Below are 17,549 nucleotides of genomic sequence, written 5' to 3'. Positions count from 1 at the left end.
ACCGGGAGGGAAATTAGTGTTCCCAGCGGTAAACAGACTCGGATTCCAGTTGTAGGGGAGTCCAGCTCCCTGATTGCCTGGAACGACGGTTAGTTCTGCGCTGTAAGGCACTAAGCCCTCACCTCCTCATTATTCAGTTGTCACCACGCGTACATCGTGCGATCTGCCTCCGGGGCAAGAGCGCCATCTTCGATTGCCTGCATACACGCGGCGTGTGCCAATACCGCTGCTTGTGCAGCGGCGATATACCGCTTGCTGTCTGTGGTTTCCTTACGAAGGATGTCTCCCTGAGGAGTCTCTTCAACATGGCAAGCGAGAATGTGTCGTTCAAGGTCCGGCTGATCGTTCCAGACGATCCGCTCCGCTCGCACACCACTCTCAAATCCCTCGATAGCCTTGGCGTACTTAGCCTTCGAGGTGAGCCAGAACTCCTCAATTCCACAGTCGTCGTAATCTGCGGCCCACTTGCCGATGATGTCTTGGAATTGGTGGGGGTCACAGAGCATTGCGTACACGTTCCGCTTCTCAAGCTGCTTGCGTACGAAGTTGTCGACTTGAGAGAAGGGGACCTCCCACGAGCGATCTGCGTACTCGGGCTTCTCCCACATCTTCAGGAGAAAGACAGCCTGGTCCGTCAATCGGACTGCTACGACCGCAGCAGCACCATTCCTCATGGCACCCTTGAAACCAAGGGCAATCTTGTCGGACTTCTTGAGGGGCTTGAGGTCTGCCTTTCTCGCAGCCTCAACTTCCTTCTGCTTCAGCCAGCCTGATTCGCCAATGACGATCTCGTTGAAGTAGAATTTACGAGCCGATGACTCTCGGGTGTTGCTGTCGCAGATTTCCTCGAAGATTCGATTGACGTTAACCCACGGGGAGTTCCTGTAAATCCACTTGAGCGCCGGAATGGCTTGCTCGGGGTCCTTTACATCCTCTACGTGGATGCTCTCGGAGTCGAAGAGGACTCCACCGATATAGCCGTCTGAGGCTTGCTCTAGACGCTTGAACTCTCGGTGAGAAGCTTCGGCCACAGAGTTTTCGCCGGGTAGTGGAGCATTCGTAACCTCGATGCTTCGGCCGTCAAGTTTTCCCAGGTTGCGTCGTAGCACTTCGGCAAACTCAGGACCACGCTCAGCGGGAACCCAGTTGTGGGTCTCTTCGAGAACCACGAACGTAGGTCTGGCACCCTCCCGGCTTCGAGGGGATGCAGTAACCTTCTCAAGTTTTCCACCATTCGGGACGTAAATCCTAGATAGTGCGATATCTAGGCCATATTCGCTCTCAGCGGCACCATTAGCCAGCATCGAGTTAATGAGAACCATCGTCTGATCTGCCTGCGATTCAGATACCGCAGCCAACTGGACGAGAGGGTTAGGGTGAGGACGACCAACAGGACGCCCAGAGGCGTCATAGCCGTCGAACTGAACGGGGCCTAGAAGCTCCGTTGAAGCAATGGCTGCGACCATAGGTGTCTTACCGACGCCCTTGGCGCGCTCACGATAGGCTCGTCTGAAGAGCCAACCACCAGTGGCGAACTTGCCTGCCTGGAAGTCGAATTTGCTGTCAGGATGCAGGGAGTAGAACCAGAGGAGGAACCGAGCTTGATCGTCGGTGTACTCCCAGGTGGTTCCCTTGTTGATGCCATCTGGTTGGGCAAGGTAGGTGGAAGCCCAGTCGAGGAGATCCCACCCTAGGGTCTGAAACCCGTGATCTTCAGGGAGCCCAGGGGGGAGAGCCATCTGTCCTCCTGGGACTTTGATATTGGTGTTTTTAGAAGCTGAGTGCTAGGATCGATGCATGTCGCCAAACATGCAGGTCAAGCGCGTCTGGACACGTCTGAGGAGCCTCTTCAAGAGGCAGCCCAGGAAGCTCCACAAGCACTCCATCGGCAGTCACGCTGAGAGCCAGTACGTCTGGACGCTCTTGGGCGTCGACTCTGCGACCTCTCAGGAGATGCGGAACAACCGCAACGATCGACGGACCAACGGGTTCAGCTCCGTCGCAATGACCATCGGGAAGGCAGAGGTCAAGTGAAGATCCGGATGGTTGTCACAGTGGATGTTCCGACTGTCGCTTGGGCGCACCTCAACGAGGGCCCTTGGGGCGATGGGCTTCTCCTGAGTCACGCGGTGAAGACGGACGTTAAGAGCCACGTCCTGAATCAGCTTCAGGGATCGGAGATGTTCAAGAAGCTAGACGTGAAGGTGGAGGTTCAGTGATGTTTTCAGCCGGTGATCTGACCGACCCGATTCAGGAAGGTGAGCAGCAGCCAAACGGCTGGAACGGCTTCCCCATCCACGAATTCGATGGTTCAACCTCGGGTAGTGGCGAGACCTGCTTCCGAAAGTTCGGAGATCGGAAGTGCATTCAGAAGCCCGATCATCAAGTACACAAGACTTCCTAGTGGACCTGGATTACGGGGGTTGGCCTCGAAAGAAGCCAACCCCGCCACCAAGCAACATCGAGGGAATGCTGTTCCTCATAACCGTCGCCATCGGGCTCATAGCCCTAGCCTGCTGTTGTGGAGCGTTCTAATGAGCGATGCTCGGGAGCCGAACGAACTCAATACGGTCACAGACTGCGTGGAGGAGATCCTGTTTCTCATCACTAAGCACGTGAGCGTCGTCGGTCTGATTCAGCTCGACCCGGGAGAGCATCCCGGGGATGCGCTCTACGATGGCATCGAAGCTATCGTCAAGAGAGCCCAGAGCCTTCCCCACGTAGCCGCCCCCTGTAATCGGGGCCACTGGCCTTCGTAGCGTTCTCAGCTTCTTTAACGATGTCCGCTCCGGACGTCTGAATACGCATCCCCAGGGAGCCACGGTCTTTGATCGTGGCTCCCATCTTTTCCATCCGAATACGGATGGCGTCCGACAGAGCCTTGGCGTCCTTGGGGCTACAGGGAACGTCGATGAACCCACCCTTCACCTTGTCTACCTCCATATGCCAACCCCAGAGGTTGTTATGGAGAAGGGCCGTGGTAAGCATCTCTTCCCAGTCGGTGTCAGTAAACAACATCGCCTGAGCGGAATCACGCCAGGTGTCCCACCACTTGCGGGTTCGCTTGCACCACTTGATGTCAGGCTCTTCGTCATCCAGTTCCGGCCCTCGCCGGACACCATCCCACTGAAGAGCCCCGATGTTATGGACGATGGGATTTCGGTTTACCCGAGCGTCATCCGTCTTCTTCTCACTCACAGGTCAAACTCCCGTTCAATGTGGCCTCCGTGAATAGAGAACCCAGTCGGGATCTTCTTGGCTGGCTCCGCAGCCTTCTCGAACATCTCATTGAATCTGTCTGCAACCCACTCGGGGTCTGGACCAGAAGAGACGATCTCTAGGCCACCGATGGAGACGACCATCTTGTACGGCTCGCTCACGACCCTGCCGCCTTCTTCGGCGCAGCCTTCTTGGCAGGAGCCCGCTTAGCCGGCTTCAGGAGGCTCTTGAGAGCCGTAACGTCCTTGGAGAGCCTGTTGGCCTTGTACGCTTCATACCGCTCGCTGTCGACGCCCAGGAGGGCTCCTGTAGCCCGGTAGGACTCATCCCGGTTGGCCTTGCCTACCGCAGGGTGCAAATGCTCAATGATCACGTCCTCGCGGTACTTCAGCTTGCCGAGACCCTTGCCCCAGTCGATCCACACGAGATCGATGCACATGTGGGCCAACTCCGGCGGACACAGGTACCCGAGCTTCGTCGGGATGTCCGTGGTCATCACCACGGCAGTAGCCATAGCTTCGCCCTGAAGAAGGTCGTTGCCGTAAGCAATCCCGGTCTTCATGGCCTTCAGCTCATCTAGGAGCTTGCTATCCCATCCGGCAGTCTTGGGAAGGTGGTCATCACCCATAAAGCCTACCGCGAGCCCCAGAGAGCCACTGAGGGCCTTAAAACCAGCATTCAGGGGTGCTACCACCCCCGTGCGGTCTGGCTCGACAGTGATTGCCTTGCCGCCGGCCTGGGTCAGAGCCCAGTAGTAGTCATCATGAGCCGGATCATCGGCTGAAATCACGAAGATCAGCTCAGTATCGGCCTGAGAAGTGTCTCGGAAGGCTCGAAAAAGCCTCATTGCGTTCTGAACTCGCCCCCGAGTGGGCACAAGTACGGTGAGATCGGCCATATTCAGTTATCCTCCTGGGATTGGGTACGAAAAAGGCCCCCATCGAGGGGGCCTTTCGAGTGGGGAGAGCTAATTTCCGGAGAAAGTGAAGATCAGTGCCCCTATGAAAGTCAGGGCAAGCATCGCGTAACCCGCTACAAGGCCAGTTATGGCCGCTCCACGGCCATCCTGACGGCTGCTACGAAGCTGTCTGAGGGCCAGGTGTCCGAAGACCACGGCAAGAACGTTGGGGACCAGGACGAGACAGGGGCCGAGGAGGATTCCTCCGAGTCCCAGCACCAGGGAAGCGGTCGCGTACCCGTTGGTACGCCTCACTGGAGTAGCTACGGGCTGCGGGTACATCATTTCTCCTGGCTAAGAAGGGTAGGGGGCTGAGGCAGTTTGCAGGAACACCCATCGGAGTGGTCCTCCCCAGCCCCCATGAGTGTCTATCGTACAGTGATCTGCCGTAGTGGTCTAGTCGCAAGCGCTATCAGGTTCTTCGGGAGATAAACTGCGTACTGGATCTTGCCTGTATTTCCCAGCAAAACCGCTTCGTCATACCTCTCAGGCCGCTCAAAGCGGTGTACCTGGACGGCAGGGCCGTTCGCTATCCCGGACTCAATGCGCACACCTGCGTTCACCATCAGGGTTCTTCGGCCGTCCTTGTCCAGTTCGATCCAGGTTTCGCTGAAAGTGCGACCTGTTGATCTAACTTCCGTCCGAGCAGGACGCTCAGGTAGCTCGCTCAGGACTGCGATCCGCTTCTCAAGTAGCTCGATCTTCCGCTTGTAGATCGCCTTGACCGCATCAGGCTTGCCAGCGGAGCTTTCAATCATGTCATCGAGAGCTGCGGTAGCCTCTTGAAGCTCTGCGGTGTGAGATTCCGCAGGAATGCGTATCTCTTCGACTACGAATTGACCCCCGAGATGGTCAAGAATTACGCTCTCGACAAGAGCCTCAAGGGCATCTCCTGGAATGGACTTAGCTTTGCACGCCTCCCACCGGCTGTTGGCCGTTCGGCAGCGATAATAGGGGTATGCGCTGTCTCGCCCCGCGTAGGATCTGTATTGGGCAGCTCCGCAGAAGATGCAGAATGCTACCTGCAACAGAGGACCGGTCTTCTTGGTGCGAGGCTTTGTAGTCGCTACCTCCTGCAACCGAACCTGAACCTTGCTCCAAAGCTCTCGGGAGATAACGGCCTCAGCCCGTTGCATAGGCATTCCGTCATCGTCGTAAATAAGCTTGCCCTTGTCCTCGGCGTAGCCGAGTAAGGAATGGGATCGGAGCATCCTAGAGAGCGTGGAAGACCTCCACTTGTTGCCGAGGGTTGGTCTACCTTGACACTCTCTGAAGTAGTCCTGGGGAGTAAGGATTCCTTTGTCATTGAGATCGTGGCAGATCGAATTCAGAGACCACTTTTCGACCAGGAACTTCGATAGGATCTGCATTACGATCCCCTGAGAGTAATCGTCTAGCTCGATTATCCAGCCTTCACCCTTGGCTCGCTTCAGCGGGCGATAGCCGTATGGCACCACCCCGCCATGCCAGCGACCCTCTGTTCTAGCGAGGGCGTAAGACCCTCTGTTCCTGTCCTTGATGACGTTCAGTTCCATTTCGCCGACAAAGGCGAACACCATGACCATGAACTGAGCCATCGTGTCGAGCGGACCACTCCGGAAGTCCAGAGCCATCCTCGGCCCACCACCAGGGCCGGTAACGAACACGATCACCTTGCGGTTCTGGATGGCCCATTCGGAGAGCTGGTGCATATCCCGCATACTGCGGATAGCTCGGTCAGCCTTAGCGAAGATCACTCCGTCGTACTCAGCCGTACGCTCCTTCAGCCACGGACCAAGCTCCGGACGATCGAAGGGCGAGAAGACATCCGCAGAGATGTCAAGATCCTCTGCCCAGGCCACCACAGTGTCTCCAGTGGCCCCGGCATCCGTGTTGATGTCGGTTCGTTGGCGCTGAGGCGAGGTAGTCTCATCGGTCTCTCGGCTTAGCCGGATGGCTCCTAGCAGTCGCATCCACGCAGGTTAGCAGAGTTGCAACTCTGCCTCCCAGGAACACGCCCGCGAGTGGGTCCCCCCGCTGGTCACCGTCGAGACCGCCGAGCGGCTGCTGCGCAACTACGCCCACGACGGGCGGACCCGGCAGCTGCTGGACGGCCTCGACATCTGGATCGCCCCCTCGATCAACCCCGACGGCGGCCACTACTCGTTCTACGACTTCAACTCCCAGCGCAAGAACATGACCAACCACTGCCCGACGACCGGGGCGGCCGACTTCCTGGCCCGCAACTCCTGGGGCGTGGACAACAACCGCAACTACACCGAGTACAGCCTCTTCGACGGCTACTCGGGGGCGTCGACGAGCTGCACCAGCGGCACGTACGCCGGGCCGGGCGAGCTCTCCGAGCCGGAGAACCGCAACCTCGACTGGCTGGCCTCCCGCCCCAACATCCGGTTCTCGATGAACCTGCACTCCTCGGGCAACTACTTCATGTGGTCGCCGGGGGCGTACGCGCTGCCCGACCGCGTCTCCGCGCCCCGCCCGACGCTCGCCGAGGAGTCGGCCTTCTGGGGCGCGTCCTCGCGGATCCTGGCCGCCATCAAACGGCACCGCAACATGGCGGTCACCCCGGCGCGCACCGGCCCGATCTCCGACGTGCTCTACTCGGCGGCCGGCAACTCCGGCGACATGCTCTGGTACAAGTACGGCATCTACGCCTGGAACTTCGAGGTCGGCACCTCCTTCCAGCCCGAGTGGGACGAGGCGCACGCCGAGGCGCTGGAGTTCGCCAACGGCCTGGTCGAGCTGATGCGGGTGGCCCGGGACTTCGCCAGGGACCGGACCAGGCCGAGCAGCACGCTGGCGGTCGCGCCCAGCGCGACGCCGGGCATGGTGGACGTGACCTTCTCCACCAGCGAGCCGGCCGCCGTCTTCTACACCCTCGACCGGGCCGCCCCCACGTACGCGTCGAAGCTCTACGGCTCGGCGGGCATCCGGGAGGGCGGCGAGACGCTGACCGTCCCGGCGGGGACGCGGATCCACTGGTTCTCGGTGGACTCGGCGGGCAACGTCGAGAACAACTACCGCCCCGACGGCAACGGCCGCAACTACCGCAAGGGCACCGCCGTACCGCCGACGCGCTGACGACCGGGTCGCTGACGGGGGTGCGTCGGGGTCCCACCCGGCGCACCCCCGCCGCTCGTCGCCCCCGCCCCGGGCGAGGGGAGGCGCGCTGCCCGGCCACCGTCGGATGACCGGGTTACGGTGGTGCCCGGGGCGGAGGCCGACAGCGGGAGGGACCGGCGGGATGGGCGAGCTGGTGGCGTTGGCCCTCGGCGGCCTGGTCGTCGTCGTCCTGACCAACGCCCTGGCCCGCCGCACCCACCTGCCGGCGTCGGTGCTGCTGGTGCTCGCCGGGATCGGCTACGGCTACCTGCCCGGCCCGAACCTGGAACTCGATCCCGAGGTCGTGCTCTACCTCGTCATCCCCCCGCTGCTCTACGGCGCCGCCCTCCAGTCGAGCCTGACCGCGCTGCGCCGCAACGCCCGCACGGTGATCGGCCTGTCGGTGGCGCTCGTCCTGGTCACGGCGCTCGCCGTGGGTTTCGGGCTCAACGCGGTGGTGGCCGCCGTCCCGCTGAGCTTCGCCATCGCGGTGGGCGCGGCGGTCTCCCCGCCGGACCCGGTGGCGGCGCTGTCGATCGGCCGGCGTGCCGGCATGTCGCCCCGGCTGACCACGCTGGTCGAGGGGGAGGGGCTGCTCAACGACGCGACCGCCCTGACGATCCTGCAGGTCGCTGTGGCGACGGCGATCGGCGGCAGGTTCTCCGTCGGGCACGCCGTGGGCGACTTCCTGTTCGTCGCCGCCGGTGGGCTGGCCGTCGGCATGGCCGTCGCGTGGGTCATCGCGCACCTGCGGAAGATGGCCTCCGATCCGCTGACCGACAACGCCCTGTCCCTGGGCACCCCGTTCGCCGCCTACGTGGCGGCCGAGAGCCTGCACGTCTCCGGCGTCCTGGCGGTCGTCGTGGCCGGCCTCTGGCTGGGCCACCGCAGCGCGTCCCTGCAGTCCAGCGGCGCACGGTTGCAGACCCGTTCGGTCTGGCACCTGGTGGAGTACCTCCTCGAGGGCTACGTGTTCCTGCTCATCGGCCAGCAGTTGCCCGCCGTCGTACGCGGGCTGGCCGCCTACGACCCCGGCACCGTCGTCGCGGCGGGGGCCGTCACCGTCGGCATCGTGCTGCTCGTGCGTCCGCTGTGGCTGCTGGCCGCCGCGCACCTGCCCGCCCGGATGCACGCCCGCCTCGGCGGCGACCCACGTCCCGACAACCCGCCGTTGTCCGGTCGGGAACTGCTCGCGCTGAGCTGGGCGGGCACCCGGGGCGTCATCACCCTCGCGGCGGCGTTCACGCTGCCCGCGAGCACGCCCGCCCGGGACCTGCTGCTGTTCTGCGCGTACCTGGTCGTGCTGGTCACCCTCGTCGGTCAGGGCCTGACCTTCGCGCCGCTGCTGCGCCGGCTGCGGCTGCCGGGCACCGCCGTCAGCCGGGCGTTGACCCGCAACGAGGCGCGCGCCGCGGCGGTGCAGGCCGCCCTCGACCGGCTGACCGCCCTGGCCGAGACCGACCCGGGCGTACGCGACGTCGCCGCCCCGCTGCGCCGGGCCGCCGAGGGCCGCCACAAGCGCTACACCGAACGGGTGGCACTGCTCTCCCACGTCGAGGACCAGGTGCTGCCGGTGGACGACCGCTACCGGGCGGCCCTGCTGGCCCGCCGGGAGATGATCGCCGCCGAACGGGATGAACTGCTCGCCTGGCGCGACGCGGGCCGCCTCGCCGACGCCGACATGCGCATCCTGGAGCGGGAGCTGGACCACGAGGAGAGCGTCCTGCCGTCGCTGCCGCCGTCCTGACCCGCCGCCCCGGGCTCAGTCCGGCAGCAGCGGCATCTCCAGGCCGGGGTCCCGGCCGAGCAGCACCGCCCGGGTGAGCGCCCCCGACCCGAACCGGTCGCGCACGGCGTCCACGGCCGCGTCCAGGTCCGCCCCCGGATCGCGGTCGAACGGCAGCGGCGGCTGGACGGGGGAGTCGTCGAGGTTCCCGACCGAGACGCCGAGCAGGGTCACGCCCCGCCGTTCGATCTCGGGCAGCGCGGCCCGCAGCAGCGCCCGCGCCGCGGCGAGCAGCGGGGCCGTGTCGACGGTCGCCTTGGCCACCGTGTGGGAGCGGGTCGCGCGGGTGTAGTCGCCGAACCGCAGGCGCAGCGTCACCGTCCGGCCGGCCCGCGTCGCCGCCCGCATCCGCCGGGTCACCCGGTCGACCAGGCCGGCGAGGACCGCCTCCAGCTCGGCGGGGGAGTGCGGAACGGCGGCGAGGGCGTGCTGCGCACCCATCGAGGAGCGCCGGCGGCCGACCTGCACCGGCCGGGGGTCGCGGTTGTGCGCCAGGGCGTGCAGGTGCCGACCGGCGCCCGCGCCGAGCAGCGAGACCAGCGTCGCCTCGCCGAGGCGGGCGACCTGCCCGACCGTACGGATGCGCCGCTCGCGCAGCTTCGTCGCGGTCACCGGCCCGACGCCCCACAGCCGCTCCACCGGCAGCGGGTGCAGGAACGCCAGCTCCCCGTCCGGCGGGACGACCAGCAGGCCGTCGGGCTTGGCGACGCCGCTGGCCACCTTGGCGAGGAACTTCGTGCGGGCCACGCCAACCGTGATCGGCAGGCCGACCCCCTCGCGTACGTCCCGGCGCAGCCGGGCGGCGATGTCGGCGGGCGGCCCGGCCAGCCGGCGCAGTCCGCCCACGTCGACCACCCCACTCGTCGATGGAGAGCCCCTCGACGAGTGGGGTGGTCCGCCGGAAGATCTCGAACACCGCGCGGCTCGCCGCCGTGTAGGCCGCCATCCTCGGCGGCACGACGATCGCCTCGGGGCAGAGCCGCCGGGCCTGCCGGCCGCCCATCGCGCTGCGGACGCCGCGGGCCTTCGCCTCGTAGCTGCACGCGAGGACCACGCCCCCGCCGACGATCACCGGCCGGCCGCGCAGGCGCGGATCGTCCCGCTGTTCGACCGACGCGTAGAACGCGTCCAGGTCGGCGTGCAGGATGCTGGCCTCGGGCGACACGAACACATGTTCGCACGGAAGGTCGCGAATGTGGCACTGACCTGCCCGAACGTCGCCGGTGAGCACCGTTCGGCCCGTCGGTCAGGCCCGCTGGCGGCTCGCCTACAGATCGTCGAACGGGCGGGCGTAGCTGAACCCGCCGCGGATCGACGACCGCCACGCGCTCAGCGGGCGGGCCATGAAGTATTGCGGCCCCCACGGCTGCGGCGGGGTGACGCCGAGGTCGACCGCCGGGCGGAACCCGAAGCGCGGGTAGTAGTCGGGGTGCCCGAGCAGCACCACCAGGGCCTCCTCGCGCGCGTCGGCCGCGCCGAGCACCGCGTGCATCAGCGCGGAGCCGACCCCGCGCCGCTGCCAGTCCGGCAGCACGCCGAGCGGACCCAACCCCAGCGCGACCGGCTCGCCGGCGACCCGGCCCCGGGTGCACACCACGTGCCCGACCACCCGCCCGGCGTCGTCGGCCGCGACCAGGGAGAGGGCCGGCAGCCACCCGTCGTCCGCCCGCAGCGCGTCCACCAACCCCGCCTCGACGGGTACGGCGTCCGGCTTGTCCGGGTCGGCGAAGGCGGCGAGGTGCACCGCCCGGATCGCGTCGACGTCGGCGGGGGTCTCGCGTCTGATCAGCACCGGGCCACGATAGGCGCAGCGGTGCGCCCGGTGCGCGCCATTATCGGCGTCGGTGGCGTACCGGGTGGGTCAGGACATCGCGGTCGGCGAGGGCGGGGCGGTGCCGCCCTGCGGGGCCTCCGCCGTCATCAGCCGGGCGATCTGCGCCCGGTCGGCGGCGGACGGCAGGCCCCACCCGGGGCGGTAGCCGTACACCTCGTGCAGGGGATGCGAGGCGGTCCGGCCGTCGAGGATCTCGATCGCGTCGGTGTCGATGAGGCCGGGGTGCTCGACGCCGCACGCCTCGGCGACCTTGACCAGGTCGCGGCGCAGCGTCCGGACGTAGTTGGCCGCGCGGACCGACTTCGAGCCCGGGTCCACGCCCCGGGCGAGCCACGGGTTCTGGGTGGCGACGCCGGTGGGGCAGGTGTCGGTGTGGCACTTCTGGGCCTGGATGCAGCCGATCGCCAGCATCGCCTCCCGGCCGACGTTGACCATGTCGCAGCCGAGCGCGAACGCCACCACCGCGTTGTCGGGCAGGCCGAGCTTGCCGGCGCCGACGAACACCACCTGCTCGTGCAGGTCGCGCTCGGCGAAGACCTTGTAGACCCGGGTGAAGCCCTGCTGGAACGGCAGCGACACCGAGTCCGTGAAGATCAGTGGCGCGGCGCCGGTGCCGCCCTCGCCGCCGTCGATGGTGACGAAGTCGACCCCACGCCCGGTGTCGCGCATCAGGGTGGTCAGCTCCTCCCAGAAGCCGAGGTCGCCCACCGCGGACTTGATGCCGACCGGCAGGCCCGTCTCGGCGGCGAGCAGTTCCACCCAGTCGAGCAGGCTGTCGCAGTCGGAGAACTCGGCGTGCCGCGACGGGCTGACGCAGTCGCGCCCCTGTGGAATGCCCCGGGTCGCCGCGATCTCCGCGGAGACCTTGGCCGCCGGCAGCAGGCCGCCGAGGCTGGGCTTCGCGCCCTGGCTGAGCTTGATCTCCAGCGCCCGCACCGGCGCGCCGGCGACCAGGTCCCTGAGCCGGTCCAGGCTGAACCGGCCGCGTTCGTCGCGGCAGCCGAAGTACGCGGTGCCGATCTGGAAGACCAGGTCGCCGCCCTTGCGGTGGTACGGCGACAGCCCGCCCTCGCCGGTGTTCTGCAGGCAGCCGGCCAGGGCGGCGCCCCGGTTGAGCGCCTCGACGGCGTTGCCGGACAACGAGCCGAAGCTCATCCCGGAGATGTTCACCACCGACTCGGGCCGGAACGCGTGGGCGCGGCCCCGCGCGGCGCCGAGCACCTTGGCACACGGCAGCCGTACGTCGTGTCCGGCGCCGGGCGTCGACGGCGGGACGGCCCGGCCGAAGGTGCGGTGCTTGATGATCGGATATCCGGGCGTGAACTCGATGTCGTTGTCGGTGCCGAAGCCGAAGTAGTTGTTCTGCTGCTTCGCCGACGCGTACACCCAGCGGCGCTGGTCGCGGGTGAACGGCCGCTCCTCGTTGTTGCCCGCGACGATGTACTGGCGCAGCTCCGGTCCGATGGACTCCAGCAGGTACCGGGCCCGGCCGAGGACCGGGAAGTTACGCAGCAACGCGTGGTCGCGCTGGATCAGGTCACGTGCGGCGAGGGCCGCGACGGCGGCGACGGCGGCGGGTACGGCTCGGCTTGCCCACTTCATGCCCGCCACTCTTTCCGCGATCGCCTCCCGCCAAACGGGCCGGCGACCACGCGGCCGGTCTCGCCCGTCCGGACGGCGCACCTGGGCGCCGGCACTCCGACGGGTCAGCGCGGCGTCGGGAGCCGGTGGACGACCAGCATGGCGATGTCGTCGGTCGGCTGCTCGGCGCCGAGGGCGCCCATGACCGCGGCGCAGACCTCCTCGGCCGGTGCCGGCCGGACCACGTCGGCGAGCTGGTCGAGGCCGACGTCGATGACCTCGTGGCGGCGTTCGACGAGGCCGTCGGTGAAGCAGACGAGCGCCGCGCCCGGCGGGAAGTCCACCTCCGCCTGCTGCCGGGGCGGCGGCCGGCGACCCGTGCCGAGCGGGGGATCGGCGTGGACCGGGACGGGCCCGCCCGGCTGGCCCGGCGCGGCGAGGACGGGGCGCAGGTGCCCGGCGGAGGAGAGCCGGATGCGGGTCCGGTCGGGGGAGACCATGGCGTAGAGCGCCGTGGTGAGGTTTCCGGCCTCGAAGTGGCTGACCTTGCGGTCGAGGAGCGTCAACGCCTCCGCCGGGTCGTCGCAGACCAGCGCGTAGGCGCGCAGCGCGCTGCGGACGCGCCCCATGATCACGGCCGACTGCAGGCCGTGGCCCGACACGTCGCCGATGACCAGGCCCAGCCAGCCCGAGGGCAGGACGAACACGTCGTACCAGTCGCCGCCGATTCCGGCGACGTGCCCGGGCACGTACCGGGCGGCCATGTCCAGGCCCGGCAGGCGGGGCAGCTGGGTGGGCAGCAGGCTGCGTTGCAGGGCGAGGGCGGCGTTGTGGTCGAGGTTGTGGGACCGGGCGAGGTTGGCCAGGCTGGCCCGGTCGGCGACCAGCTCCAGCAGGCGTACGTCGTCGGTGGTGAACCGGCGCTGGCCCAGCGTGCCGACGTGCAGCACGCCGATCAGCTCGCCCCTGGCGAACATCGGCACGCCGAGCAGCGACCGCAGCCCCATCGACAGCAGGATCGGGTTGACCACGACGTCGGGGGTGACCTCCTCGATGACCACCGGCCGTCCGGTCAGGGCGATCCGGCCGGCGAATCCGCGGCCCACGGAGACGCGGAACCCCTGCCGGACCTCCTCCTCCAGCCCCTTGGCCGCGGTGGCCACGAGCTGCTGGGAGTGCGTGTCCAGCATGAGGATGGCCGCCGTGTCGACGTCGAGCAGGTCCCGGACCCGGTCGAGGAGTTCGTCGAAGAGATCGGCCGCGTCGAGGCGGGACAGCGCCGCGTCGGTCACGGCCTCGATGCGGCGCAACCGTTCGTCGTCCTGGATGAGCCCTCGATCGGCCACCACCGGATCCTAGCCCTGACGGCTGCGACCGCCGATTCTGCGTTGTGCCGGCCGGCCCGGGCGCGGCGTCTGCACGGACCTGGTCCGGGCATCGGCCGGTCAGGACCGGCGGCGGGTCGCCGAGGCCTGGAGCGTGGGCCGGCGGACCACCGCGATCCGGTCGCCCCGGGCGCGCAGCGACGTGCGCCCGCCGCGCCCGCGCCGTACGGTCAGGTCGACGGTGCGTCCGCCCACGCGCACGCCCTCCAGCGTGAGGTCCGGCAGCCACTCCGGCAGGTGCGGGTCGACGAAGATCGTCCGCAGCGGCGCGGCCGGGCGCAGCGCCAGCAGCGCCTGGACCAGCGCGACGACCGCGCTGGCGGACCAGGCCTGCGGGGAGCAGGAGTCCGGGTAGACGCCGGGGTGCGGGTGCGCGTCGTCGCGGGGGAGTCCGCTGAGCACCTCCGGCAGGCGGTGTTCCGTGAAGAGCGCCGCCGCGGAGAACATCCCCTCCGCGAGCCGGTGCAGGTGCTCCCAACAGCCGTACCGGGCCAGCCCCAGGCCGATCGTGCCCGCCTCGACCGGCCAGACGCTGCCCCGGTGGTAGCTGAACGGGTCGTACGCCGGGTGCGCCGAGGACAGCGTGCGCACCCCCCAGCCGCTGAACATGTCGGGGGCGAGCAGCCGGTCGGCGACCAGGTGCGCGATGCGGGCGGGCACGATCCCCGTGGCCAGGAGGTGGCCGTCGTTGGAGTTGACCGAGCGCACCTGCCGCTTGTCCGGCCCCAGCGCCAACGCGTGGCAGCCCCGGTCCGGCATCCAGTAGGCCCGGTGGAAGCGGCGCCGCAGGGCAGCGGCCCGCCGGACCAGTCCCGCGCCGTACGCGGGGTGGCCGGCCGCGGCGAACGCCACCCCGGCGTGCCGCAGCGCGGCGTACCAGTACGCCTGCAACTCGCTGGTCGCGATCGGGTTCGGCACCACCTCGCCGTGCTCGTCGACGATGGCGGTGTCCGAGTCCTTCCACCCCTGGTTCTTCAGGCCGGCGGGGGAGCGGCGGTGGTATTCGAGGAAGCCGTCCCGGTCGAGGTCGCCGAACCGGTCGATCCAGCCCAGCACGCGCCGCGCGGTTGGCAGCAGGTCCCGTACCGTGTCGAGGTCCCCGGTCCAGGCCAGGTACTGGCCGAGGAAGACCAGGAAGTCCGGCGCGGTCGACCAGTCGCCGTAGTAGCCGTCGAACGGGTCGATCCCGAGCGCGGACACCGGCCCCCGCCGGGCCTCGTGCAACGGCTTGCCGGGTTCCTCGTCGCGCCAGTCGTCGACGCGCCGCCCGAGGTGGTGGGCGTTGAGCCGCAGGCTGTCCGCCAGCATCGTCGGCCCGGCGAGCAGGGACTGCCACGACGCGGTCATCGTGTCGCGGCCGAAGATCTCCTGGTAGATGGGCAGGCCCGCCATCGGTGCCGTCGGGCCCTCCGGTTCGCCCAGCGGCAGCACGGACAGGTCGTCGACCGCGCACCGCCAGGCGGCGGTGACGTCGAAGTTGCTGCTGGCGAGCCGCGCGAGTTCGCGGGCCAGGGTGCCCCGGGCGTGCGCGGCGGCGTCGTCCGGCTCGGCGAAGGTCGGCGGCGGCGCGGCGAGGCGCTGCCCGTCGAAGACGGGTTCGACGAGGAGTTCCATCCGGCGGGACCCCCGGGGCGGCACCGCGAGGTCGACCGTCAGGGCGGCGTCGGCGTACCGGACGGGCGTGTCGGCCCGTACGCCGATCGCCACCGCCCGGTCGAGGCCGTCGCACCGGTAGGTCAGGCGGAGCTCCCGGTCCCGGTCGTCCCAGCTCGCGTCGACCGTGCCGGACTGCACCCGGCGGCCGGTCTCGGCCTCGCTGGTGTCGGCGAAGTCGGCGGCGAGGTGGATCCGCAGCCGCAGGTCCAGCGGCACGGCCGCGTAGCTGACCACGGTCAGCCGGGTCCGCAGCCCCGCGCCGACGAAGCGCTCCACCAGCAGGTAGGCCGCGCGGGAGGGCAGCGTGTCGCCGTCGCCGAGGGCGGCGTACGAGAGCTGGGCGTGCCCCGCCACGTTGGCCGTGCTGAACGGGACCGGCTCGCGGCCGTCCACGCTGAGGCGTTCGGTGCTGAGCACCCGGGTGTTGCGGGCGAAGAAGCCCTGCGGGTCGGCGCCGGTGATCCGGCCGCGGACGTCGGTCACCAGGGTGCTCCAGCCGCTCGCCACGTAGAGCAGGTCCGGGCGGACGCGCAGGTTCCGGACCCGGGTCATCGCGGCCGGGGCGGGCTCGGGCGGGTGCGCCGGACGGGACGGGCGGGCCGTGGGCGCGCGGACGGCGACAGCATCGGGTGCACCCCTCGGGCCGGCGGCTGCGGGCCGGGCCGCACCGGCGCGGTGCCGCCCGGGCCCGCCGGACAGCGGTCCCTACCCGTTCGCGTCGCCGCTACACCCCCTCAGCCCTGCGGCTGGCCGATGTCCACGGCCAGCGCGGGGTCGTCGGTGCCGGACGTGCCCAAGGTGTCCGTCGACAGCGAACCGCCGAACACGCGGTGGTAGAACTGCGTTTCGCCGGCCCGCCGGGGCGGTCCGCCCCGGCGGGCCGGCGGCGGTGGTCAGTGGCGGAACGACCGGCGTACGACGCCGCCGACGAGCGCGCACCAGGTGTCGAGGTCCAGCTTGCCGTGGGCCGGCAGGCCGTGGCTGCGCTGGACGTCCTTGACGGCGGTCCTGGTCGGGTGGTCGTACTCGCCGGTGACGGTGACCCCGGGGTGGCCCCGGAAGTTCAGCAGGAACTGCACGGCGGTGACCGGGAGGCCCGTGGCGTCCTTGCCCAGCTCCGGCACCAGGGTCTCCCAGGTGGGCGCGGTGAGGGTGGCGTCGACGTCGACCGCGATGCCGTTGCGGTACTGCCAGTCCTGCACGGCGGCGACGGTGGCGGCGTCGAATACGCTGTTGACGGGCACGGTGTAGCCGCGGTGGGCCAGCAGGTACTGCACCACCCGGACGCTGGGGGAGCCGACGAAGCGCCACAGGTCCGGCCAGCGGCGGGCCGGCACGTCGGCGAGGTCGGTGCCGAGGGCCTCGAAGACCCGGCGGCGCAGGGCGGGGAACTGCCCGTAGAAGGCGGCCCCGGGGCACAGGGTGGTGCGGAAGTCCCAGTGGCCGAAGATGTCGTGGGCGTGCAGCCCGTACCGCCGGCAGATGGTCGCGCAGAGCGTGACCAGCGAGTCCAGCAGCGCCTCCGGCGGGGTCTCGGTGACGTACGTGCCCTCGTTCTCGATGCCGATGGCCCGGCCGTTTTCGCCCGGGCAGTGCGCCGAGATCATCTGCCGGTCGCCGGCGCGCAACCGCTCCAGGCTGCCCCGGCGTCCCTCCATGACGTACCCGCCGCGGCTGATCGTGAAGTGCTGGCCGGTGTCGGACCAGCCGTTGCCGTCCATGTGCAGGTTCTGGCAGTCGCGGGCCAGCTTGACCGCCTGTGCCTCCGAGTAGTCGGTGACGTTCGGGAACGCCATGTGGTGCACGATGATCTTGTTGGTGGGGATGGCGCTGACCGCCAGCGGGTCCGCCGGCGGGCGCGCGCCCCACTCGTCGCAGCTGTAGATCCAGTCCAGGTCGGTGCCGGGGTCCGCCTGTGCGGCGGTGGGGAGGGCGAGTTGGCTGCCGACGACCGCGACGGTGGCGGCGCCGAGGCCTGCCCGCAGCAGGGTCCGGCGGTCCAGTGCGGAATTCTCGACGTGCATGGCG

General features: G+C 68.3%; 15 protein-coding genes and 2 pseudogenes. 5 read left to right on the top strand and 12 right to left on the bottom strand.

The window, feature by feature from the left end:
* Positions 1–140: 140 nt before the first annotated feature.
* The gene (locus AC0OO9_RS30930; RefSeq protein ID WP_484514360.1) at positions 141–1,739 is read right to left on the bottom strand and encodes a hypothetical protein; all 1,599 of its coding nucleotides are present in this window, start codon (positions 1,737–1,739) and stop codon (positions 141–143) included.
* Between the two features lie 58 nt (positions 1,740–1,797).
* Here AC0OO9_RS30930 and AC0OO9_RS30925 point away from each other — a divergent pair, with 58 nt between their 5' ends.
* Complete coding sequence (locus AC0OO9_RS30925) at positions 1,798–2,034, top strand: hypothetical protein (protein ID WP_484514358.1); 237 nt, start codon at positions 1,798–1,800, stop codon at positions 2,032–2,034.
* The gene (locus AC0OO9_RS30920; RefSeq protein ID WP_484514356.1) at positions 2,031–2,219 is read left to right on the top strand and encodes a hypothetical protein; all 189 of its coding nucleotides are present in this window, start codon (positions 2,031–2,033) and stop codon (positions 2,217–2,219) included. The genes AC0OO9_RS30925 and AC0OO9_RS30920 overlap by 4 nt, the downstream gene beginning before the upstream one ends.
* 475 nt (positions 2,220–2,694) lie before the next feature.
* Here the strand turns inward: AC0OO9_RS30920 and AC0OO9_RS30915 are convergent, their stop codons facing one another.
* The 5 genes from AC0OO9_RS30915 to AC0OO9_RS30895 form a co-directional block, all read right to left on the bottom strand.
* Entirely contained in the window at positions 2,695–3,198 is a 504-nt protein-coding gene (locus tag AC0OO9_RS30915; protein ID WP_484514354.1) for a phage terminase small subunit, read from the bottom strand.
* A complete protein-coding gene (locus tag AC0OO9_RS30910; protein ID WP_484514353.1) occupies positions 3,195–3,380 on the bottom strand; it encodes a hypothetical protein in 186 nt (61 codons plus the stop codon). The genes AC0OO9_RS30915 and AC0OO9_RS30910 overlap by 4 nt, the downstream gene beginning before the upstream one ends.
* The gene (locus AC0OO9_RS30905) at positions 3,377–4,117 is read right to left on the bottom strand and encodes a glycosyltransferase family 2 protein (protein ID WP_484514351.1); all 741 of its coding nucleotides are present in this window, start codon (positions 4,115–4,117) and stop codon (positions 3,377–3,379) included. The genes AC0OO9_RS30910 and AC0OO9_RS30905 overlap by 4 nt, the downstream gene beginning before the upstream one ends.
* Positions 4,118–4,186: 69 nt before the next feature.
* On the bottom strand, positions 4,187–4,459 hold the full coding sequence (locus tag AC0OO9_RS30900) for a DUF4190 domain-containing protein (RefSeq protein ID WP_484514349.1): 273 nt from the start codon (positions 4,457–4,459) through the stop codon (positions 4,187–4,189).
* A gap of 86 nt (positions 4,460–4,545) precedes the next feature.
* A complete protein-coding gene (locus tag AC0OO9_RS30895; protein ID WP_484514348.1) occupies positions 4,546–6,129 on the bottom strand; it encodes a recombinase family protein in 1,584 nt (527 codons plus the stop codon).
* A 52-nt stretch (positions 6,130–6,181) separates the two neighbouring features.
* On the opposite strand from AC0OO9_RS30895, the pseudogene AC0OO9_RS30890 reads away from it, so the two are divergent.
* The 3 genes and pseudogenes from AC0OO9_RS30890 to AC0OO9_RS30880 all read left to right on the top strand — a co-directional run.
* Positions 6,182–6,841, top strand: a pseudogene (locus AC0OO9_RS30890) (M14 family zinc carboxypeptidase); the annotation flags it as partial.
* A gap of 81 nt (positions 6,842–6,922) precedes the next feature.
* Positions 6,923–7,258, top strand: a complete 336-nt coding sequence (locus AC0OO9_RS30885; RefSeq protein ID WP_484518097.1) for a chitobiase/beta-hexosaminidase C-terminal domain-containing protein — start codon at positions 6,923–6,925, stop codon at positions 7,256–7,258.
* Between the two features lie 163 nt (positions 7,259–7,421).
* Positions 7,422–9,026 carry a Na+/H+ antiporter gene (locus AC0OO9_RS30880; protein WP_484514346.1) on the top strand — a complete coding sequence of 535 codons (1,605 nt, stop codon included), beginning with the start codon at positions 7,422–7,424 and terminating at the stop codon, positions 9,024–9,026.
* A 15-nt stretch (positions 9,027–9,041) separates the two neighbouring features.
* Here AC0OO9_RS30880 and dinB read toward each other — a convergent pair.
* The 6 genes and pseudogenes from dinB to AC0OO9_RS30850 form a co-directional block, all read right to left on the bottom strand.
* A pseudogene (gene dinB / locus AC0OO9_RS30875) lies at positions 9,042–10,230 on the bottom strand (DNA polymerase IV).
* 102 nt (positions 10,231–10,332) lie between these two features.
* A complete protein-coding gene (locus tag AC0OO9_RS30870; protein ID WP_484514345.1) occupies positions 10,333–10,857 on the bottom strand; it encodes a GNAT family N-acetyltransferase in 525 nt (174 codons plus the stop codon).
* 69 nt (positions 10,858–10,926) lie between these two features.
* Complete coding sequence (locus AC0OO9_RS30865) at positions 10,927–12,501, bottom strand: FMN-binding glutamate synthase family protein (protein ID WP_484514343.1); 1,575 nt, start codon at positions 12,499–12,501, stop codon at positions 10,927–10,929.
* A 104-nt stretch (positions 12,502–12,605) separates the two neighbouring features.
* Positions 12,606–13,826, bottom strand: a complete 1,221-nt coding sequence (locus AC0OO9_RS30860) for a PP2C family protein-serine/threonine phosphatase (protein ID WP_484514341.1) — start codon at positions 13,824–13,826, stop codon at positions 12,606–12,608.
* Positions 13,827–13,925: 99 nt separating this feature from the next.
* Positions 13,926–16,073 carry an amylo-alpha-1,6-glucosidase gene (locus tag AC0OO9_RS30855; protein ID WP_484514339.1) on the bottom strand — a complete coding sequence of 716 codons (2,148 nt, stop codon included), beginning with the start codon at positions 16,071–16,073 and terminating at the stop codon, positions 13,926–13,928.
* Positions 16,074–16,414: 341 nt separating this feature from the next.
* Entirely contained in the window at positions 16,415–17,545 is a 1,131-nt protein-coding gene (locus tag AC0OO9_RS30850) for a peptidoglycan recognition protein family protein (RefSeq protein ID WP_484514337.1), read from the bottom strand.
* Between the last annotated feature and the right edge of the window lie 4 nt (positions 17,546–17,549).

It is taken from the genome of Micromonospora sp. USAFONa4, from assembly GCF_057197825.1.
This window is presented reverse-complemented; position numbering and strand designations above follow the sequence as displayed.